19 protein-coding genes are annotated in these 20,365 nt (G+C 47.6%); 7 read left to right on the top strand and 12 right to left on the bottom strand.

The features are described 5' to 3' along the window. Positions 1 to 3 precede the first annotated feature (3 nt). The 6 genes from CWE08_RS02515 to yacG all read left to right on the top strand — a co-directional run bounded on the left by CWE08_RS02515 (position 4) and on the right by yacG (position 4,932). Positions 4 to 1,119: a GspE/PulE family protein gene (locus CWE08_RS02515; protein WP_157981215.1), complete on the top strand. Its 1,116-nt coding sequence runs from the start codon at positions 4 to 6 to the stop codon at positions 1,117 to 1,119. Then, entirely contained in the window at positions 1,085 to 2,272 is a 1,188-nt protein-coding gene (locus CWE08_RS02510) for a type II secretion system F family protein (RefSeq protein WP_126765272.1), read from the top strand. The genes CWE08_RS02515 and CWE08_RS02510 overlap by 35 nt, the downstream gene beginning before the upstream one ends. Before the next feature lie 25 nt (positions 2,273 to 2,297). Beyond that, entirely contained in the window at positions 2,298 to 3,170 is an 873-nt protein-coding gene (locus CWE08_RS02505; RefSeq protein WP_126765270.1) for a prepilin peptidase, read from the top strand. Next, the gene (gene coaE, locus CWE08_RS02500; RefSeq protein WP_126765268.1) at positions 3,167 to 3,769 is read left to right on the top strand and encodes a dephospho-CoA kinase; all 603 of its coding nucleotides are present in this window, start codon (positions 3,167 to 3,169) and stop codon (positions 3,767 to 3,769) included. Before CWE08_RS02505 ends, coaE begins: the two co-directional genes overlap by 4 nt. A gap of 75 nt (positions 3,770 to 3,844) precedes the next feature. Then, entirely contained in the window at positions 3,845 to 4,591 is a 747-nt protein-coding gene (locus CWE08_RS02495; RefSeq protein ID WP_126765266.1) for a cell division protein ZapD, read from the top strand. Between the two features lie 146 nt (positions 4,592 to 4,737). Next, positions 4,738 to 4,932: a DNA gyrase inhibitor YacG gene (gene yacG, locus CWE08_RS02490; RefSeq protein WP_126765264.1), complete on the top strand. Its 195-nt coding sequence runs from the start codon at positions 4,738 to 4,740 to the stop codon at positions 4,930 to 4,932. Positions 4,933 to 4,966: 34 nt separating this feature from the next. Here yacG and mutT read toward each other — a convergent pair whose 3' ends face one another. The 3 genes from mutT to CWE08_RS02475 all read right to left on the bottom strand — a co-directional run bounded on the left by mutT (position 4,967) and on the right by CWE08_RS02475 (position 9,268). Next, a complete protein-coding gene (mutT, locus tag CWE08_RS02485; protein ID WP_126765262.1) occupies positions 4,967 to 5,401 on the bottom strand; it encodes an 8-oxo-dGTP diphosphatase MutT in 435 nt (144 codons plus the stop codon). A gap of 124 nt (positions 5,402 to 5,525) precedes the next feature. Next, entirely contained in the window at positions 5,526 to 8,222 is a 2,697-nt protein-coding gene (gene secA / locus CWE08_RS02480) for a preprotein translocase subunit SecA (protein ID WP_126765261.1), read from the bottom strand. A gap of 92 nt (positions 8,223 to 8,314) precedes the next feature. Then, positions 8,315 to 9,268: a M23 family metallopeptidase gene (locus CWE08_RS02475; RefSeq protein WP_126765260.1), complete on the bottom strand. Its 954-nt coding sequence runs from the start codon at positions 9,266 to 9,268 to the stop codon at positions 8,315 to 8,317. A gap of 29 nt (positions 9,269 to 9,297) precedes the next feature. Between CWE08_RS02475 and CWE08_RS02470 the strand changes: the two genes are divergently transcribed. Beyond that, positions 9,298 to 9,603, top strand: a complete 306-nt coding sequence (locus CWE08_RS02470; protein WP_126765259.1) for a DciA family protein — start codon at positions 9,298 to 9,300, stop codon at positions 9,601 to 9,603. 37 nt (positions 9,604 to 9,640) lie between these two features. Here the strand turns inward: CWE08_RS02470 and lpxC are convergent, their stop codons facing one another. The 9 genes from lpxC to murD all read right to left on the bottom strand — a co-directional run bounded on the left by lpxC (position 9,641) and on the right by murD (position 20,362). Continuing rightward, positions 9,641 to 10,555 carry a UDP-3-O-acyl-N-acetylglucosamine deacetylase gene (gene lpxC, locus CWE08_RS02465; protein ID WP_126765258.1) on the bottom strand — a complete coding sequence of 305 codons (915 nt, stop codon included), beginning with the start codon at positions 10,553 to 10,555 and terminating at the stop codon, positions 9,641 to 9,643. A 371-nt stretch (positions 10,556 to 10,926) separates the two neighbouring features. Continuing rightward, a complete protein-coding gene (gene ftsZ, locus CWE08_RS02460) occupies positions 10,927 to 12,093 on the bottom strand; it encodes a cell division protein FtsZ (RefSeq protein ID WP_126765257.1) in 1,167 nt (388 codons plus the stop codon). A 68-nt stretch (positions 12,094 to 12,161) separates the two neighbouring features. Further along, entirely contained in the window at positions 12,162 to 13,379 is a 1,218-nt protein-coding gene (gene ftsA / locus CWE08_RS02455; protein ID WP_420837071.1) for a cell division protein FtsA, read from the bottom strand. Positions 13,380 to 13,445: 66 nt separating this feature from the next. After that, positions 13,446 to 14,222: a cell division protein FtsQ/DivIB gene (locus CWE08_RS02450; protein ID WP_126765255.1), complete on the bottom strand. Its 777-nt coding sequence runs from the start codon at positions 14,220 to 14,222 to the stop codon at positions 13,446 to 13,448. Position 14,223: 1 nt separating this feature from the next. Beyond that, on the bottom strand, positions 14,224 to 15,147 hold the full coding sequence (locus CWE08_RS02445; protein ID WP_126765254.1) for a D-alanine--D-alanine ligase: 924 nt from the start codon (positions 15,145 to 15,147) through the stop codon (positions 14,224 to 14,226). Continuing rightward, positions 15,144 to 16,610 (bottom strand): UDP-N-acetylmuramate--L-alanine ligase, encoded by a 1,467-nt coding sequence (murC, locus tag CWE08_RS02440; protein WP_126765253.1) that lies wholly within the window; start codon positions 16,608 to 16,610, stop codon positions 15,144 to 15,146. Before murC ends, CWE08_RS02445 begins: the two co-directional genes overlap by 4 nt. Next, entirely contained in the window at positions 16,607 to 17,755 is a 1,149-nt protein-coding gene (gene murG, locus CWE08_RS02435; protein WP_126765251.1) for an undecaprenyldiphospho-muramoylpentapeptide beta-N-acetylglucosaminyltransferase, read from the bottom strand. The genes murC and murG overlap by 4 nt, the downstream gene beginning before the upstream one ends. Then, on the bottom strand, positions 17,752 to 19,020 hold the full coding sequence (ftsW, locus tag CWE08_RS02430) for a cell division protein FtsW (protein ID WP_126765249.1): 1,269 nt from the start codon (positions 19,018 to 19,020) through the stop codon (positions 17,752 to 17,754). Before ftsW ends, murG begins: the two co-directional genes overlap by 4 nt. Then, entirely contained in the window at positions 19,007 to 20,362 is a 1,356-nt protein-coding gene (gene murD / locus CWE08_RS02425) for a UDP-N-acetylmuramoyl-L-alanine--D-glutamate ligase (RefSeq protein ID WP_126765247.1), read from the bottom strand. Before murD ends, ftsW begins: the two co-directional genes overlap by 14 nt. Between the last annotated feature and the right edge of the window lie 3 nt (positions 20,363 to 20,365).

Genomic DNA, 20,365 nt, shown 5'->3' with positions numbered 1-20,365 from the left:
TCGGTGCACACTCTAAATTCGGAACTCACAACCTTTATCTGCACACAAGCCAAGCAGGGCGTATCAGATCTGCACCTGGAGGCACAACCTGACCATTATCGTTGGCGTGGACGGCGCCTTGGCTTACTCGAACCCATAGCAAAAATGCACGTGGCAGAGGGGGCTCGAATTATCGCCGCACTAAAAACTGCCGCCGGGTTAGATACAACAGAGCGGCGGCTGCCCCAAGATGGCCGCCTGCATCTGGCAATCCCCAATGTAAACGAGAGTGCAACCGCCAGTACAAATGAGAATGCAACTAAGAATACAACTAAGAATCCAACCCCTGCCGCAACCACTAGTGCAAATCAAAGTGCCGGCAATCAACAAACATTAAAAGTAGATTGCCGAATCAACACCTTGAACACCCTGCATGGCGAAAAGCTGGTGTTACGCTTGCAACTTAGCGAGCAGGAAGCATTACCCTTAAGCGCCCTCGGCCTTTTACCGCAGCAGCGTGCCGTAATTGAAAAGATATTAAAAACACCCGAGGGGCTTATCCTAGTTACCGGCCCAACTGGGAGCGGAAAAACGCGAACACTTTATGCCATGCTGCAAATTCTTGCCGCCGAGGCGAAAAATATCGCCACGGTGGAAGATCCAGTAGAAGTTACCCTAGCTAACGTGAATCAAGTGCCCATAAAAACCAGCGTGGGCCTAACCTTTGCTACCGCTCTTCGGGCAATGCTTCGGCAAGATCCCGATGTGCTAATGGTGGGTGAAATTCGTGATGCGGAAACGGCACAAATTGCCGTGCAGGCAGCCCAAACCGGGCACTTGGTTCTTGCTACATTGCACGCAAGCCAATCGCTAAGCGCAATCATTCGGCTGCAACAACTCGGTGTGGATAACTATCAACTTGCGGCTTGTTGGCAACTACTAATAAATCAGCGATTAATTACGGTAGATGGCAAGCGGCGCGGCGTTTTCACCTTGCAACCCATGCACAATGCTTTGCGCAGGGCATTACTCTCAGGGCCAAACAATGAAAATTATTGGCAGCATTTACAGCAGTGCTTAAACCAACCTCAGGAAAAAGAAGCTTATGATGTGGTTTCATTGGCAAGGGCTTCACAATGAACACGGCCCGCAAAAAGGCGTAATCGCGGCGAACAATGCCGCGAGTGCAAAACAACAACTATTGTTGCAGCAAATATATGTTCGTTCCCTGTCGAAATTACCGAAAAAAATCGGTACTCGGCATTCCCGGCAGTTTTTGCCGGGCTTTTTATTCCAATGGCAAAGCTTGCTTGAAGCCGGCTTTGATCAGCAATTAGCGTGGCAGCATTTACAACGAAACTGCCAAACCCAAGCAGAAGCAGAAGCCTGCGCCGATGTTCTGCGTGCGCTAACTCAAGGTAGCAGTATCGCCGATGCAATTGCGAGCCACCCAAATCTATTTTCTCCACAACTTTGTGCCTGGGTTGATGTTGGCGAAAGCACAGGGCGCCTGCCCGAGGTTCTTAAAGGCCTAGTAAACACTTTGGAGCTTGAGCGGGAACGCAGAAAGCAAATGAACGATGCATTGCGCTATCCACTTATTGTGCTAGCGGTTGCCGGGTTAACCTTACTCGGAATGGTGTTTTTTCTACTACCACGATTCGCTGAGATTTATGCGCAACTTGAGGTATCCCTACCCGCGATCACCGAAGCCGTTATGCAGCTTGAGCGCCCTAACACTCAGCGCAAACTGCTAATGGGTATTGGTTTTGCTATTGCTTTATTTAGCATCGCACGGGCGCTGTGGCCCCGTTACATTGCCTCAGCAAAAGTTTGTGATCGCATTTATCGCTTGCCCTTAATCGGTAATTGGTTATGCCAACAACACCTATTGCATGATCTCGATATGTTGCTATTGGCAATTGAGAGTGCCATTCCCTTGCAACAGAGCTGCCAATTAGTGGGCCAACACGCTGCAAGTGGCTATTGGCAACAGCAATGGCAAACCGCAAGCGCAGGTTTGAGCCAGGGTTTAACGTTCAGCCAAACCTTAGCTTCGAGCAACATGCCAGATATACTGCTACAAGCGATAGCTGCGGGCGAACAAAGCGGCCAACTCAACCGGCAGTTAACCTTTGCCAAAAAACAGGTTACGCTAGCGCTCAATCAGCAACAGCAAAACGTGATGCATATTCTGCCAACCCTAGTTTTAATCGCGGTGAGCGTTATTGTACTCGTATTATTACTCGCGCTTTATTTACCGCTCTTCCAGCTAGGGCAAACTGTGCGCTAAGATAGGTGTTAAAAAGGAGCTTAAAGTGGCAGAAATTGTTCAGCTATATCCGTGGATTGGTTTTTTGTTTGCAGCCTTATTTGGCCTCGTGTTTGGGAGCTTTGGTAACGTTATAGTGGCGCGGTTACCTCGAATGTTAGAGCAACAATGGCGGCAAGAGTGCCAAGAGGCGTTTGCAGATGAAAAAGAAAAAAAGCCAACCATAAAAGAAAAGCGCTTTAATCTAGCCTACCCTGCATCCCATTGCCCTAAGTGTGGCCATGGATTACGCTGGTTTGAAAATATCCCATTGTTGAGCTACTTGCTACAACGAGGGCGTTGCCGCGGTTGTAAAGCGCATATTTCTCTGCGTTACCCGCTAACCGAGTTAGCCGCCGCGCTGCTCACTTTAGCCGTTGTGGCTAGCTTTGGCTTTACCTATGCAGCACTCGCTTTCGCTGTTTTTCTCTACGCACTACTATTGCTTACGTTAATCGATGCGGAAACCATGCTGTTACCCGATCAAATTACCTTGCCGTTGCTCTGGCTTGGTTTGCTGTTAAGTATTCATGTTCTGCCTGTGAGCCCTACCGATGCCATTATAGGTGGTGCGGCAGGCTACTTGTTCTTATGGTCGGTTTACTGGCTCTTTAAGCTAACTACAGGTAAAGAGGGCATGGGCTATGGTGATTTTAAGCTCTTAGCGGTGCTTGGTGTTTGGCTTGGCTGGCAAGCGTTGCCATTAATTGTTTTATTAAGTTCATTGGTAGGCGCGGCATACGGTATTTTAATGATTATAATGAGCAAACATAAACAAGGTAACCCGATGCCATTTGGCCCCTACTTGGCGGTTGCTGGTGGTATAGCCTTGTTTTATGCCGAACCCATTTACCGCTGGTATTGGAGCTTTGCCATATGATTGTTATTGGCATTACAGGTGGGATTGGTTCTGGAAAAACAACGGTTACCAATTTATTCGCCGAACTTGGCATTGAAGTGGTGGATGCCGATGTGATTGCGCGCGAAATCGTTAACCCAGGCACCCCATTGCTAGAAAAAATTACAAAACACTTCGCCGAACACTACCACGAAGATATTCTCGATGGTCAGGGAAACCTGAATCGTGCGCGCTTGCGAGAAATTATTTTTAGCCATGCTGAAGCTAAAAATTGGTTAAACAGCACCATGCACCCAGCTATTCGAGATGACATATTGCGCCAGCTAGCCGCAGCCCAATCGCCTTATGTGTTGCTCTCAGCGCCTTTGCTACTCGAAAATGGTTTGGAAAAGTACTGTCAGCGTGTGTTAGTGGTGGATATACCGGAAGAATTGCAGCTCGCACGCACGCAACAACGTGACGACGTTACTCAAGAACAAGTAGCGGCTATTATCGGTGCGCAAATGCCACGTAAACAACGCCTACAAAAAGCCGATGATGTGATTGATAACAGTGGTAGCCCTGCAGCGCTGAAAGATCAGGTACAGCGTTTACATGCACAGTATCGAGCGCTGGCTTAAAATCCTAGGAAAAACCATTGCACTCGTTATGCGGTTCGTTATCATGGGGATGGTTTCACTAATTAGAAGAAGAAGATGGCCTGGAAAACATACGAACATCCGTTAGAAGAGCGGGTTCGGGTATATTTACGTATCGAAGCGCTGCTCGACCAACTGGAACTTGCTGCCGAGCAAGTTAATTCAGTGAATTACCCATTGTTTTTTGGTGGCTTGTTTAATCTTTTAGATTTGCTCGATCGCACTGATACCCGCGCTGATTTAATAAAAGATTTGGAGCGGCGAGAAGCCAAGCTGCTCGCTTTCTTCAATCATCCTGATGTTGATCAACAGCGTTTACAAGAAATTCATCAAGATCTACGTGCTATTTTGCAAGCCCTTTGCGAAGGCAGAAAATTTGGCTACGCTTTACGGGATCATCGTTTGCTGAGTAATATTCGCCAACGTATGGGAATTATGGGTGGGCAGTGCCACAACGAATTACCTGATTTGCAGTATTGGTTGCAAACTAGCGCATCGGATCGGCGGCATGATGCGCATACGTGGCTTGAGCAATTAAGTGTGCTTCGCGATGCACTCGCTATGGAAATGACAATGCTTCGGGAACAAACACATTTTGTACCCGTAGTTGCGGAAAATGGCAACTGGCTCGGCAATGAAGAAAAGTTGGCACTACTTCGAGTTCGAGTACCGGCCGATCTGCCAGTATATCCGCTAATTAGCGGCCATCGCCAGCGCTACAATATTCGCTTTATGAATGCCGGCACAGCTGAGCGTACCGCTTATCAAGAAGCGGTTAATTTTGAATTAGCTCGCTGTGTTTAAGAGTATTGTGAGCTAGGCTGGCCGCAAAGCAAATACCAACAACAACCCGCTTGGAAAATAACAACAGCCCTCGCTAAGCGCGTGGCAAGTTTATGCGAAAAGTGCGCGGCAAGTTTATATAAAACACCCAGAAGGATTTATACGTCATGTCGAAAAAATCACCACTTACGGTTAACTGCCCTACATGCGAGAAAGATGTGGTTTGGGGCGAGGAATCAAAGTTTCGTCCATTTTGTAGCGAACGGTGTAAGTTAATCGATTTAGGCGAGTGGGCAGCGGAAGAAAAGCGTATTCCTGGCGATGAATTACCGCTTACTGCTAACGAAGATGATGAGTTTTAATTGCAGTTATTGATTCTGTGCTGAGTTTTAACGGCTAATGGGCGCCGGCAAGTAATTTTTCAATACTTTCTAAAATAGGAACATTTGCTGCGGGAAACTGCAGCGATTGCAAAGTATTAAGATCAGCCCAAAGCCATTGTTGGCCCTCGTTAGCCTGCACTTCACCGCTAAATTCCTGAACTAACCACACATCTAACAGCACCTGCTTGTCGCTATAGTTGTGCTTTATTTCCATTATGGCATCGGCGCGCTGAACCCGTAAATTTAATTCTTCATGGAGTTCTCGATCTAACGCCGCTAACACGGTTTCACCAGCTTCTACTTTACCACCCGGAAACTCCCACAACCCACCTTGATGCTGATGAGCTGCACGTTTACTCACGAGCACTTGCTCGGCTCTATTTAGCACCACGGCCACCGCCACGTGAACATGCTTCTTAGTTTCCTTTGCCGCCGCTGCGTTTTCCACTTCAGGCTTCCTATTTGATTTCAAGGTCCACTTGCGCCATCGGCTTTAGCCTGGTTACTCAAGCCAGGTTGACCAAGCTAACTTGGCCAACCTAAGTCAAACACACTGGGTTAAGCATACTGAGTTAAGCAAGCTTGCCGTGGCAGTGCTTATACTTTTTCCCAGATCCACATGGACATGGCTCATTTCTACCTACTTTTGCAGTATCTTGTGCCGTGCTCTGGCTACCGCTGCCGCTGGCAGGTGAGCTTTCGTGCTGAAATTCGCGTGGTGCAGATTGTTCCGCTTGTCTGCGCTTCGCTTCCATTTCTTCAACATCTTCTTCGGCACGAACTTTAACCTTACTCAAAATACTAATCACTTCGGTTTTTAAAGCTTCTAGCATATCGGTAAACAAGTTATAGGCTTCGCGCTTATATTCTTGTTTCGGGTTTTTATTCGCGTAACCACGAAGGTGAATACCTTGGCGCAAATGGTCCATTGCCGCTAAATGCTCTTTCCAATGGGAATCTAAGCTCTGCAGCATTACAGCCTTCTCAAAATGACGAAGCACTTTTTCGCCTACTTGCTGTTCTTTCAATTCATAGGCTTTTACCACTTCTTCAAGAATTTTCTCGCGCAGCAATTCCTCGAACAATTTATCGTCTTCATCGAGCCACTTCTGAATCGGTAGCTCGAGATCGAAATCTGCCCGCAGGCGATCTTCTAGGCCATCGATATTCCACATTTCTTCCAGTGATTGCGGTGGAATGTACTCATCAATTACCCGGTTCATGACATCTTCACGAATTACGCTAATGGTGTCTTTGATATCATCGCCATCAAGCAATTCATTACGCTGCTCGTAAACCACTTTACGTTGATCGTTAGCCACATCATCGTATTCGAGCAATTGCTTACGAATATCAAAATTCCGCGCTTCAACTTTGCGCTGGGCGTTCTCAATAGCCTTCGTTACCCATGGGTGCTCAATTGCTTCACCCGGCTTCATGCCTAAACGCTTCATCATGGTACCCATGCGCTCGGTAGCAAAGATACGCATTAAGCTATCATCAAGTGATAAGTAGAAGCGCGATGAACCAGGGTCGCCTTGACGGCCAGCACGGCCGCGAAGCTGATTATCAATACGGCGCGATTCATGGCGCTCAGTACCAATAATGTGCAAACCACCAGCGGCAATTACCGCATTGTGCCGTTCTTGCCACGCACTGCGAATCTTTTCAATTTGCTCTTCCGTGGGCTCTTCAATTTTTGCAATTTCTGCCTGCCAGCTACCACCTAATACGATATCGGTACCACGGCCAGCCATGTTCGTTGCAATGGTTACCGCCCCTGCCTGGCCTGCTTGCGCAATAATCTCGGCTTCTTGGGCGTGGAATTTAGCATTAAGAACCTTGTGCTTAATCTTTTCTTTTTTCAGTAATTTCGCCACCAATTCCGAACTTTCAATGGAGCTAGTACCCACCAAAATTGGACGCTTAGCATCACGTTGCTCACGGATATCTTCAACAATGGCTTGGTATTTTTCTTCCGCCGTTAAGAAAATCAAATCCGGCTGATCTTCACGAATCATGGTTTTATTGGTTGGTACAACTACTGTTTCTAAACCATAAATCGATTGAAATTCAAACGCCTCTGTATCGGCAGTACCGGTCATTCCCGCTAATTTATCGTATAACCGGAAATAGTTCTGGAAGGTAATGGAAGCGAGCGTTTGGTTCTCGTTCTGAATTTTCACACCCTCTTTAGCTTCAACTGCTTGGTGTAAACCTTCAGACCAACGGCGCCCTTCCATTGTACGGCCGGTGTGTTCATCAACAATGATCACTTCATCGTCTTTTACAATGTAATCCACATCTTTGTGGAACAAGTGATGCGCTCTCAAAGCCGCATTTACGTGGTGTAATAACGAAATATTCGTTGCCGAATACAAAGAATCTTCACTCGATAACAAGCCATTCTCTTGCAGCATTTCTTCAATATGCTCTTGGCCATACTCAGTGAGGTAGAGCTGCCGCGCTTTTTCATCGATCGTGAAATCACCCGGTTCAGCATCATCAGGATGTTCATCCGGTTGCCGCTGCAATTGTGGCACTAAGGCATTAATGCGTTTGTAGAGTTCAGAAGAATCTTCAGCTGGGCCAGAGATAATTAGCGGCGTACGCGCTTCATCGATAAGGATTGAATCCACCTCATCCACAACTGCATAGTATAAATCCCGTTGTACGCGTTCATCTTTCGTGAACGCCATATTATCCCGAAGGTAATCAAAGCCAAATTCGTTGTTGGTACCATAAAGGATATCGCAAGCATAAGCCGATTTTTTATCGTTCGGGCGCATGCCCGCAACATTAACACCCACGGTTAAGCCGAGGAATTCAAAAAACGGCCGGCTCGATTCTGCATCTCGGCGTGCTAGGTAATCGTTCACAGTAATAATGTGCACGCTTTTACCCGTGAGCGCATTTAAGTAAGCAGGTAACAAAGCGGTTAAGGTTTTACCCTCACCTGTACGCATTTCTGCGATACGGTGTTCATTCAAGATAATGCCACCGATAAGCTGCACATCAAACGGGCGCATTTCGAGTGTGCGTTTACTCGCTTCACGGGCTACCGCAAACGCTTCTGGAAGCAGGCTTTCAAGAGATTCGCCTTTTTCTAAGCGCTCCTTGAACTCTGCAGTTTTACCACGTAAGGCCTCTTCACTAAGCGCCTCGTATTCCGCTTCCATAGCGTTTATGCGCTCAACTTGCTTGCGGGTACCGCGAATAACGCGATCGTTACGGCTACCAAAAATTCGCTTGAATAAACTACCTAACATGTGGATTCAAATTCCTATAAGATTTATTTTCAGAGTTCGAAAAAATAAAACGGCACCGCCAAAGGGTGCCGGATATTGCGCCCTAACCGCTATCATTCCCCAGGCATTTGCCGCAGAACATAGCGCGCTGGATTAACGTGTTTACCATTTTCCAAAATTTCATAATGCACGTGCGGGCCTGTAGAACGGCCAAGGTTGCCTACCTCGGCTATTGTTTGCCCGCGTGTAACCACATCGCCAACTTGCACATTAATGGCTCGCATGTGGCCATAACGAGTGCGTAAACCTGCACCGTGATCGATTTCCACTAGTTTACCATATCCCGAGCGATGACCTGCAAAAGTTACGATACCTGCACCAGTAGCTAAGATAGGTGCCCCTTCTGGCGCCGCATAATCAATGCCGTTATGCATGCTCGGGTTACCGTGAAACGGATCTTTACGCACGCCATACTGTGAAGATAACCAACCATCTTGAATGGGCCGGCCAACAATAAAACGCTCTTCTTCGATATGGTGATTCAACATCAAAGATTCAAGGAGGCTAAGTTGTTTCTGTCGGCTAGAGATTTGTTCTAAGGCTAAATCAATATCGGAAAGAAGCTGGTGCTCAGTAACCACAGGCCACTCAGCAATATTATGGTCAATACTCTGATAAGGGCTTTGATCTGGACCACCAATAGGCAAGGATTGAGAAAAATCAAATTCACCGGTATCTAGTTGCGCTTCCGAAGCTAAGCGCTGCCCTAGTGCTTCAAGGCGCATGGTTTGCGCTTGTAGTTCACCCAGCTTCATTGTAAGTGCCGTTAATTCACGTTGGGCTTGAGTGCGAACTTCTTGCACGGCTTCGGCTTGCATTGCTAAAGACCGCTGTTCCGCCTCTATTTTTTCTTGCACAACTAGAGCGTTGCTGCTCAGCCCCTTCCAAGGCTGCATATAAGCGATGAGCAAGAACAAAGAGATACCCAATAGTGATAATAAACGACGCTGACTAAAGCGAAGTTTCATGCGGATTTTTTTACCACGGTATATAATGGCTAAACTCATGCAATGTCCTGAATAAAAGTGTATACGTTATGCTAAACCGCCCACCCAAATCAGTGCAAGAGCTCCTTTCGAAGGGAAGCCTTAGCAAGCTGCAAAAGAAAGATGCTAAAACTTCTCGTTTACAAGCTCTTTGGGTAGCAACAGTTCCGGCTGATCTTGCTGCCAACTCTCGCTGTTTTGCGGTTCAGGGGCAAACACTTGTAATTTACGCCAGAAATGGTTCCTGGTCGACCCGAATTCGTTTATTACAGGCTCATATTATGAATAAATTTCGGGAGTTGCCCGATACGCAAATTCGTAGTCTAGATATCCAAATAAAACCAACACTCAAATAGCAAAAAAGGCCGCTTATTTTAACAGCGGCCTTTCTTGTTATGCTAGCACCGGGTTGAGATAACTTATGGGTGCTTCTGCGGCTGGCTCTTCGAAAGTAACGAATTCCCATGCCTCTTGTTGTTGCATTAGGGCAACAAGCAATTTGTTATTCAACGCGTGGCCTGATTTGAATGCACGAAGATGGCCTAAAATACTGTGCCCGCCCATGTACAAATCGCCTACCGCATCTAATATTTTGTGTTTTACGAACTCATCGTCGTAACGCAAACCATCTGTATTCAAAATACGGAAATCATCGAGCACTACCGCATTATCAAAACCACCGCCAAGCGCTAAGTTGTTTGCTCGTAAGTGTTCAATATCTTTCATAAAGCCAAACGTACGCGCGCGGCTGATATCGCGAATGAAGCTCTGGCTACTGAAATCCATTGATACAACTTGGTTCGTGCCAGCAATTGCTGGATGATCGAAATCAATGGCGAAGTCGATTTTAAAGCCCTTGTGGGGTAACAATTCGGCCCATTTATCGCCTTCTTCCACGCGAATTGGCTGCTTCACTTTAATAAAGCGCTTTGCTTTGCCTTGCTCTTGCACGCCAGCTGATTGCAATAGATAAATGAACGGATGCGAGCTGCCGTCCATGATCGGGATCTCGTGAGAATCAACTTCCACGATTAAGTTATCGATACCCATACCTGCGATCGCTGCGAGCAAGTGCTCAACAGTAGAAATACGTACGTTGTCGTCGTTTATTAAACACGTACACATGCGCGTATCTTTTACCAATTCTGGTGATGCCTTGATTTCCACCATAGGATTCAGATCAGAACGGCGAAATACGATCCCCGTATCTGGCGCAGCCGGCCGCAATACTAGATTGACCTTATTACCTTTATGTAGGCCAACACCAGTAGCTGCAATCATTTGCTTGATTGTGCGCTGTTTAATCATAACTGAATCCTCCATCATCTCTATGACGATGCTCGCGTTTGAGCCCGCAAACTACCTAAGTACGGGCCCACCATTTCATCTGTTCTCTATGTAGATACCAGCTTATTTTCGATACCGGCTCAGCATGTTCCCAATTGCCGTGTATTCATTTAGCTAATACTTCCCCACTAACTACTGGTTCTATAACCCTGTTGGTCATTAAAACCGCAGCTAGTAACGGGTAAAGGGGCGATACTATACCAAATGATAAAGCACTGGTCAATCCAGATCATACAAACCCATCTTGGCGCCAAGCACCTAAGCCAAATAACTTTTTCTAAAGTTAGCCTAGCGCTAAGCGTTGCAATTCTATCTTCCCTACTTTCTTGCGCTTAATCTGCTTGTCGGCGCAAAAATGCCGGAATATCTAAGATATCTGGCTCACCTGATTTCCGAGGGCTGCGTTCTTCCAACTCGAATTCAAGCTCTTCATCGATTTTCGGTGCGGTTGCTTGCCGTTGCGAGTAACCCGAAGAAGTTGGTCGCGATGAACCTTGCTCCGCTTTCTTCTCTACCAGCGAAATATCTGGCTTACGCTCAGCACCAATGCCCGTAGCAACTACTGTTACGCGCATTTCATCCGACATTTCCATATCGATAACCGTACCTACGATTACCGTGGCATTTTCCGATGCAAACGAGCGGATAACACTACCCACAGTTTCGAATTCATCGATGCCCATATCCATGCCCGCTGTTACGTTAACCAATACGCCACGCGCGCCAGAAAGATCGATATCTTCCAATAATGGGCTATTAATTGCCATTTGCGCAGCTTCTTGAGCTCGATCTGGCCCACTCGCAACACCGGTACCCATCATGGCCGTACCCATTTCGCGCATAACCGCTTGCACATCGGCGAAATCAACGTTGATTAAACCTTGGCGCGTAATCAAATCAGCAATGCCTTGTACCGCACCCATTAATACGTTGTTTGCGGCGCCAAAGGCATCGAGCAACGAGGTGCCCTTACCTAAAACTTTCAATAGTTTTTCGTTAGGAATGGTAATCAAGGAATCAACATGCTTGCTCAATTGCGCAATCCCTTCATCAGCGGCAGCCATGCGCTTCTTGCCCTCAAATGGGAAAGGCTTGGTTACCACAGCGATGGTTAAGATGCCGAGTTCCTTCGCTATCTCTGCAACCACAGGCGCCGCGCCTGTGCCCGTACCGCCACCCATACCAGCGGCGATAAAGATCATATCGGCGCCTTCAAGTTGGCGAGCAATTTCTTCGCGGTTTTCTTCCGCAGAAATGCGCCCAATTTCCGGGTTCGCACCCGCACCTAAGCCCTTGGTTACTTCACTACCAAGCTGCACTAGCACATCGGCATCATGTTTACGTAACGCTTGTGCATCAGTGTTTGCTGCAATAAAACGAACGCCTTCGATTTGTTGCGAAACCATATGTTGCACTGCGTTTCCGCCGCCACCACCAACGCCGATAACTTTTATTACCGCATCGGCTTCGAAATCATCCTGAACTTCAAATGTACTCATAATAATTACCTCTCCACTTACCCGTATTTTCTGTTGTTACCCCAAAAATTGCAAAGTTTCTTCTTAATTTAAAATTCGCCTCGGAACCAGCTTTGTATTCGCTGAAACCATTGTCCCCAATGAGGCTTTTGGCTGCGCTGCCGTTCTTCTTGTTGTTCGGCGAGCATTATTTGCCCAAAGCGCAGTAATCCAACGCTGGTAGCGTATTCTGGATCATCTACATAATCACTTAAACCCTTGATTCCAACTGGTGTTCCCAACCGCACAGGCATTTGAAATACCTCTTCAGCAAATTCAACGGCACCTTCCATTTTTGCGGTTCCGCCGGTTAACACAACACCGGCTGCAATTTGCTCTTCCAAACCACTGCCATATATTTCATCGCGGATGAGCTCAAATAATTCTTGATACCGTGGCTCCACAACCTCAGCTAAGGTGTGGCGCGACATTGAACGAGCTGGCCGGCCACCTACCGAAGGCACTTCAATGTTATCTTCCATGCTTACCATTTGCCGCAACGCACAGGCATACTGCACTTTAATATCTTCGGCATGGCTTAACGGTGTGCGGAATATTTTCGCAATATCGTTAGTAACTTGATTGCCGGCAACGGGAATAACCGCTGTGTGCCGCAACACTCCGCCGCTAAAAATACTAATATCAATAGTGCCAGCCCCCATATCAACAAGGGCCACACCCAATTCACGCTCATCTTCCGTTAAGGCTGAATGGCTTGAAGCTAACGCCGAAAACACCAATGATTCTACTTTCAAATCACAGCGTTCTACTGCTTTTACAATATTCCGCGCCATATCATTGGCGCAGGTAATAATGTGTACCCGCGCTTCCATTCGCACACCAGACATGCCTACTGGGCTTTTAATACTTTCTTGCGAATCAATCACAAATTCTTGCGGCAATACATGCAAAATCCGGCGCTCTTGCGCAATAGGCACTGATTTCGCAGCATGAATTACGCTATCCACATCATCTTGTGTTACTTCAGCATCATTGATCGGCACCATGCCATCTTCGTTTTGGCAGGCTACATGGCGGCCCGAGATGTTCAAATACACCGTAGATACATTGCAATCGGCCATCAGTTCGGCTTCATTTACCGCACGTTGAATTGATTGCACCACAAGATTTAAATCATTCACCCCGCCTTTATCCATGCCTCGCGCAGGTGTAACCCCCACACCGATAACATTAATATCGCCGTCTGGTAAAATCTCGCCAATCAGTGCTGTCACTTTGCTGGTGCCAACATCGAGGCTCACGATCATGTTGTCATTATCATTTTTTGCGATCACAGCTCTCTCACTTACCATTAACTACATGTATTGCAAAGGTTACTCACTATCCGATTGCTCTTTCCAACCGATTGCTATGCCGGTGTCATAACGCAAATCTGCATAAGCCACCGCTTTTTCACTTTCTGCCTGTATCAGCGGATATAAATCTAAAAAACGCTGAATTCTTTCTAATCGAGCCTCACGCCCAAGTTGCAGCTCAACACCGTTGTTCAACCACAAGCGAACCGAAAATCGTTCACTCAAGGCGATGCGGCTAATGGCATAATCATGAATTACAAGTAACTCCATAATTCGCCGGTATTGCCGTAACACTTCGTCTTCTGCACCCTCGGGCCCCGCAAACAATGGAACATGACCGCGTATTAGCTCAGGGTTAGCCGCAAACACATCGCCGAAACGATTCAAAACCTGAGCATCATTCCATATGCCTATTGGCTCCTGCTCCACCACATATACTCGTAAGCGCTGGGGCCATTCTTTTCGAACCGAAGCTGAATAAACCCAAGGCAATGCTTCAATGCGTTGGCGAATTTGATCGACATCGGCGGTAAAAAAGCTGCCAACCTCACCTGCTAAAATCGCGTTTAACACCTCACTGTCTTCGGTGTAAGTGCGATCGCCTTGAATAATCACACCTTCTAATGGCACCTGTTCAGCATCGGTAATCCAATCTAATAGCTGGTAGCCACCAATTAAAAATCCCAACACAATGGCGAAAAATACACTAACGCCAGCGATAAACTCCCAACGGCTCGGCGTATTTTCCTCATTCGTTTTTTCCTCTTTCGTTCTTTTCACCCCAGCCGCTGCCATATTAGGCGTCCAACGTTGTAGCCAAAACCTTTAGCACCAGCGCCGAAAACGATAAGCCCACCTGCTTTGCTGCCATCGGCACTAGGCTTTTCGTTGTCATTCCCGGCACTGTATTCAACTCTAATAACTGCAGTTGGCCCGCGCTATCCATCATCATGTCTACCCGGCCCCAACCTTCGCAACCCACCGCTTTAAATGCAGCAAGCGCCAGTTGTCGAACATTATTTTCTTGCTCATCCGCTAACTCTGCGGGGCAAATATACTGGGTACTGTTCGCCTGATATTTCGCCGCGTAATCATAAAATGCATTGGGGGTTTGCACCTTGATCGCAGGTAAAGCTTCATCCCCTAAAACCGCAACGGTATATTCGGGGCCACTCAACCAAGCCTCTACCAACATATCACCATCGAACCGCGCCGCTTCGGCTAACGCTTTCGCTAATTCATCGGCATTGCTCGCTAAACCCATCCCAATACTGCTGCCTTCATGTGCCGGCTTCACCATGACCTTGCCGCCTAAACGAGCCAGCAACTCGGCACAATCAACCGAATTTAACTCTTTCGCCGTTACTGTTGCCGCTGCGGCCGTAGGCAAACCCACCCCATGCCAAAGCGCTTTGGTTTTGCTTTTATCCATAGTTAGGGCGCACGCCAGAACACCACTACCGGTGTAAGGTATTCCCATCACTTCTAACACAGCCTGCACCTGGCCATCTTCGCCGCCACGGCCATGCAGCGCAATAAAGGCTCGATCCACTTGCATATTTGCAAGCTTCAACAAAGATTGCTCGGCCGTATCAAACAAAAAGGCATCAACCCCAGCATCACAAAGTGCTTCTAGCACAGCCGCACCCGAGCGCAAAGAAACCTCTCGCTCCGCCGATTGCCCACCTGCTAGTACCGCTACTTTGCCAAACTGCTTCATATGGCTACTCCAAAACCTTGCATGCGCTGCTTATCTAACTGTAATTCATTTAAAATTTTAGCTAACCCACCTACATTACCGGCGCCTTGGGTAAGCACAATATCGCCAGGTTGCAGCAATTCTGCTAACCGCTCTGGCAATTGCTCCACCTCTTTTACATATACTGGATCAACTTTGCCCCGCTGCCGAATAGAACGGCACAATGCACGGCTATCGGCATTCGCCACCGGCTCTTCACCCGCAGCGTAAACTTCGAGCATTAATAGGGCATCAACCTCACTGAGAACATCCACAAAATCTTCATAAAGATCTCGCGTTCGGCTGTAACGGTGAGGCTGAAAGCACATCACTAAGCGGCGCTCCGGCCAGCCCGCTCGGGTAGCTTTAATAGTGGCGGCTACTTCGGAAGGATGGTGGCCATAATCATCAACTAAAAGCACATCTCCCTCACCACAAGGAAAACTCCCGTATTGTTGAAAACGGCGGCCAATGCCCTCAAATTTCGCTAAGGCGGCCACAATCGCGGCATCTTCTATCCCTTCATCGGTGGCAACGGCTATTGCCGCTAACGCGTTCAGTGCGTTGTGCTTACCGGGCAAGTTTAATTCAATGGTTAGTGGCGCCATGTCTTTGCGCAACACCTTAAATTTACTTAGATTGCCAGTTTGTTGGTACTCACTTGCCTGAACATCTGCATGTTCAGAAAAGCCGTAAGTGGTAATTTGTCGGCCTACCCGTGTGAGCAAACTCGCTATTGTTGGATCATCTACGCACATCACCGCCAAACCATAAAATGGCAGGTTATGCAGAAACTCAATGTAGGTATCCTGCATGCGATTGAAATCACCTTCATAAGTGTCCATGTGGTCAGCTTCAATGTTCGTAACCACCGCAACCATGGGCTGCAAATGCAAAAACGAAGCATCACTTTCATCCGCCTCAGCAATCAGATATTTACTGCTGCCTAATCGCGCATTAGTGCCAGCACTATTTAACAGCCCACCAATTACAAAGGTAGGATCCCGCTGGGCTTGAGCAAATATACTTGCAATTAAGCTAGTGGTTGTGGTTTTTCCATGAGTTCCAGAAATCGCAATTCCGTGCCGAAAACGCATTAATTCAGCGAGCATTTCCGCTCGCCGCACAACGGGAATTAATAATTCGCGTGCCGCTTCTAATTCCGGGTTATTCGGGTTAATCGCGGTGGAAACCACAATAACATTTGCACTGCGTACATTTTCCGCCGTGTGGCCAATGGCTACATCTGCTCCTAAATTGCGTAAGCGCAGCGTACTTGCGTTTTCGGCTATATCTGAGCCTGATACTTGGTAGCCTTGATTGAGTAAAACCTCAGCTATACCGGCCATGCCAGCGCCACCGATACCCACAAAGTGGATACGGCGAACCCGGCGCATTTCTGGCACGGTTACAACGGTGAAGGCTTGCTCTTTTGCTACTGTCATAAAATCTTTGTTTCCGTTTGTTTAGCTTGTTCTTTTGTTGCGGCAGCAGAACGTGGCAAATATTCGTTGCAAACCGCAATAATCTGTTCAACAGCACTTAATTGGGCAGTGCTTTTCGCGGCAAGTTGCATTACCTCTAATTGCTCCGGATGGGCAATGAACTGGGTTAGCTGCTGCGCTAAACTGAGCTCGGTGAAATCATGTTGCTGCATCAATACGCCCGCTCCAGAACTACTCAATGTTTTAGCATTCTCAGTTTGATGATCATCCACTGCGTGGGGGTATGGCACTAAAATAGATGCTTTCCCAGCGGCACTGAGTTCCGCCACTGTTAACGCCCCCGCTCTGCATATCACGATATCAGCCCAGTTGTAAGCTACTGCCATATCAGCAATAAACTCGCTAACCTCAATGTCGATATTAGTTTCCCTATCCGCACGCACCACCCCATAAGCCTGCTCAACTGAAGTTACATTGCCTTTACCCACTTGATGGCGAACACTAAGCTTTAACGCCGGCTTTGCGGCGAGTAAAACTCGTACAGCCTCTGGCACTACTTTATTCAAATGCGCCGCGCCTAAACTCCCGCCAATTACCAGCACGTTTAAGGAATCCCCTTTCACCTTCACAGGCTCTTGCTGCAAGCTCGCAATTTCCTCTCGCACGGGGTTACCCACCAGTTCACCCTCAGGTAAAAAACGCTTAGCGCTAGAAAAGCCGAGCAGGGTACGCTTTGCCACCCGCGCAAGCAACTTGTTTGTGAGGCCTGGAACCGCATTTTGTTCATGGATAATTAAAGGGATACCCTTGGTCCATGCCGCCATACCTGCTGGCCCGGCGGTATATCCGCCAAATCCTAAAACTAACGCGGGTTTCTCGCGTGCTAGCAAGGCTCGGCAGGCCAAAATACTCTTCATTAATCGAAACGGTGCCGCCAGTAAACTAAGCTTGCTTTTACCGCGTAAGCCTTGCTGCTGCATGCCGATAAACGAATAGCCGTGAGCCGGCACCAGCTCTGCCTCCATGCGATCTTGTGTGCCTAACCAGGTGATAGTATGGCCTTCTGCTTTCAGCGCATGTGCTACCGCCAACGCTGGAAATACATGGCCACCAGTGCCACCAGCGGTAATCAATACGTGGCTCATCGGGCACCTCCCCGAACTTTCCGGCGTGCGCGTTGACCAGCTTGCTGTGCCGCTTCACCGGCGGAACGCGCCAATCGGTAGCCGGTACGCACTTCATAATCAATGCGCATTAAGATAGCAACGGCTGCCATGGTGATAATCAAACTACTACCACCGTAACTTAATAAGGGTAAAGTAAGGCCTTTGGTTGGAATTAACCCCGATGCGGCACCAACGTTTACACCCACTTGAAAGGCAAACCAAATCCCAATGCCCTGGGCTAGGTAGCCGGAGAAAGGCCGTTTTTGCCGTAACGCTCGCTGCCCCAGCAATAACGCTTTAATCACCAACACAAAGCACACGGCGATTACGCTAACTACACCGATAAAGCCAAGCTCTTCGCCAATTACCGATAGAATGAAATCAGTATGGGCCTCGGGTAAATACTGCAGTTTTTGCACGCTATTCCCTAAGCCTTGGCCAAACCAATCACCTCGGCCAAACGCCATTAACGATTGAGTTAACTGGTAACCGCTGTTGAACGGGTCATCCCATGGGTCCATAAAAGAGGTAACCCGCGCCATTCGGTAGGGCTCGAACATAATCAGCAGCACAAAGGCAACAAGCAAGGTAATAACTAACGAAATAAACTGCACCATTTTAGCGCCCGCTACCCAAAGCATTCCCACGGCCGTAACCCCAAGAACAATAACCGACCCTAAATCTGGCTGCATAAGCAGTAGAATGGTGAGAATACCGAGCACAAATAAAGCTTTGATAAAGCCGCGCCAATTCTTCCGAACCTCATCATAACGGCGATCTAAATAGCTAGCTAAATAGATTACAAAAAATAGCTTGGCCAATTCCGCTACTTGTAAAGTAAGTGGGCCTAACTTCAACCAGCGAGTAGCGCCATTCACGGTGTGCCCCGCAAACAAAACCACTACCAACGATAGAATTGCCAATAAACACAGCGTGCCACTAAACTGCTGCCATTTTGCAACTGGAATCATGGTTACAATAATTGCGCCACAAGTACCCAATACCAAATAAACCGAATGGCGAATCACAAAGTGGAAAGGGTTACCGGTTAAGCGTTCACCCACGGGTAACGATGCCGATGCCACCATCACTAAACCAAAACCGATCAATACAATGGATAGCCAGAGCAATTGGCGATCATACAATTGGTAGGTGCCTGAGCCTTGAAAAAGCCCAGTAAATTGTTGCCAGAGATTATTCTCGGCGCGAATTTCAAGTTCTAGTTGCGGTTCAGTTGAGCGCATGCCATGCCTCCACTGCTTCTCGGAATTTTTGCCCACGCTCGGCATAGTTTCTGAACATATCCAAGCTGGCACAGGCCGGTGAAAGTAATACTACACTTCCTTTTGTTGCCTCTTTCGCAGCAAACGCTACCGCTTCATTCAAACTGTGTACTTTCCGGCTCTTGGCTTTTAGTTGGGCTATTTTATCGCCATCACGGCCCAGCGTGATCAGCACATCCACTTGCGTTAAAGGCTCTTCTAACACAGCCAAATCGGCACCTTTACCATCACCGCCGGCAATTAAAATTAGCTTTCCTTTTACGCCAGGGCGAATGCCCGAAATAGCGGCAATGGTAGCGCCCGGATTTGTTGCTTTACTATCATCGATCCAACGAACATCATTATATTCGCCCACTAGCTCACAGCGGTGTGGTAGCGCACGATAACCCTGAACACCTTTTACCGCCTCTGCTAAAGTTAATCCAAGCGCCTGCGCTAACGCTATTGCCACTTGTACGTTTAGCAGGTTGTGAATACCTTGTACTGGCAAGGCACTTTCTTTTATTAAAGGCTTATTATTGTAAGTGAGCGCTAATTCGCCGTTAACCTTGGTAATGCCATAATCTTTCGCCGCATCAGCGCTACCAAAGCTTACTAGCTGCATACCCTTGCGGCGAAAAAGCGGTTTCGTTTTACTATCATTACGATTCCAAATACAGGATTTGGTATTCTGATAAATACGATGTTTAGCGCGCTCATAAGCCCGTTCATCATCATAGCGATCAAGATGATCAGAAGTGATATTTAGAATCGTAGCGGCCGTTAATTGCAGCGAGTTCACCAACTCTAATTGGAAACTCGATAGCTCCAACACATAACAATCAGCTTTTTCCGCACCCGGAAGCAAGCTATCTAAAACGGGTACGCCGATATTTCCGGCGGCAATGGCATTGAGGCCGCAAGAACGAAGAATATGAGCGGTAAGTTCAACCACAGTTGATTTACCATTCGAACCGGTAACACCAACAACAGGCACATCTACCTGCCAGGCAAATAATTCGATATCGGAAATCATTTCAACGCCGGCATCAACCGCCATTTCCAATAATGGCTCACGGCGGTCAAGCCCTGGGCTTACCAACAGCAAATCGGATTGCAACAAATGCTCGAGCTGCAAAGGGCCAAAATAGGTTTCACATTGCGCCGCAATTTCTGGTGCATCATGCAAGCCCGGAGGCTCACTGCGCGTATCGAGTACAACAGGTGTAATCCCAAGCGATAGCAAATAGCGCGCGCACGAAACTCCTGTTAGGCCGAAACCTAATACAGTGATCGTGTTTAATTCGCGTAATTGCTTATGCATGCT

It is taken from the genome of Aliidiomarina iranensis, from assembly GCF_003987135.1.
Lineage (GTDB): Bacteria > Pseudomonadota > Gammaproteobacteria > Enterobacterales > Alteromonadaceae > Aliidiomarina > Aliidiomarina iranensis.
The sequence above is the reverse complement of the archived record's forward strand: the minus strand, read 5'-3'. Positions and strand labels throughout refer to the sequence as shown.

What these genes read in the sequence shown, in the direction of transcription:
- CWE08_RS02510 (WP_126765272.1), top strand. Translation starts at nt 1,085, where the DNA reads ATGATGTGGTTTCATTGGCAAGGGCTTCACAATGAACACGGCCCGCAA.
- coaE (WP_126765268.1), top strand. Translation starts at nt 3,167, where the DNA reads ATGATTGTTATTGGCATTACAGGTGGGATTGGTTCTGGAAAAACAACG.
- CWE08_RS02495 (WP_126765266.1), top strand. Translation starts at nt 3,845, where the DNA reads ATGGCCTGGAAAACATACGAACATCCGTTAGAAGAGCGGGTTCGGGTA.
- yacG (WP_126765264.1), top strand. Translation starts at nt 4,738, where the DNA reads ATGTCGAAAAAATCACCACTTACGGTTAACTGCCCTACATGCGAGAAA.
- secA (WP_126765261.1), bottom strand. Translation starts at nt 8,222, where the DNA reads ATGTTAGGTAGTTTATTCAAGCGAATTTTTGGTAGCCGTAACGATCGC.
- CWE08_RS02475 (WP_126765260.1), bottom strand. Translation starts at nt 9,268, where the DNA reads ATGAGTTTAGCCATTATATACCGTGGTAAAAAAATCCGCATGAAACTT.
- CWE08_RS02470 (WP_126765259.1), top strand. Translation starts at nt 9,298, where the DNA reads ATGCTAAACCGCCCACCCAAATCAGTGCAAGAGCTCCTTTCGAAGGGA.
- lpxC (WP_126765258.1), bottom strand. Translation starts at nt 10,555, where the DNA reads ATGATTAAACAGCGCACAATCAAGCAAATGATTGCAGCTACTGGTGTT.
- ftsZ (WP_126765257.1), bottom strand. Translation starts at nt 12,093, where the DNA reads ATGAGTACATTTGAAGTTCAGGATGATTTCGAAGCCGATGCGGTAATA.
- ftsA (WP_420837071.1), bottom strand. Translation starts at nt 13,379, where the DNA reads ATGATCGTGAGCCTCGATGTTGGCACCAGCAAAGTGACAGCACTGATT.
- CWE08_RS02450 (WP_126765255.1), bottom strand. Translation starts at nt 14,222, where the DNA reads ATGGCAGCGGCTGGGGTGAAAAGAACGAAAGAGGAAAAAACGAATGAG.
- CWE08_RS02445 (WP_126765254.1), bottom strand. Translation starts at nt 15,147, where the DNA reads ATGAAGCAGTTTGGCAAAGTAGCGGTACTAGCAGGTGGGCAATCGGCG.
- murC (WP_126765253.1), bottom strand. Translation starts at nt 16,610, where the DNA reads ATGACAGTAGCAAAAGAGCAAGCCTTCACCGTTGTAACCGTGCCAGAA.
- murG (WP_126765251.1), bottom strand. Translation starts at nt 17,755, where the DNA reads ATGAGCCACGTATTGATTACCGCTGGTGGCACTGGTGGCCATGTATTT.
- ftsW (WP_126765249.1), bottom strand. Translation starts at nt 19,020, where the DNA reads ATGCGCTCAACTGAACCGCAACTAGAACTTGAAATTCGCGCCGAGAAT.
- murD (WP_126765247.1), bottom strand. Translation starts at nt 20,362, where the DNA reads ATGCATAAGCAATTACGCGAATTAAACACGATCACTGTATTAGGTTTC.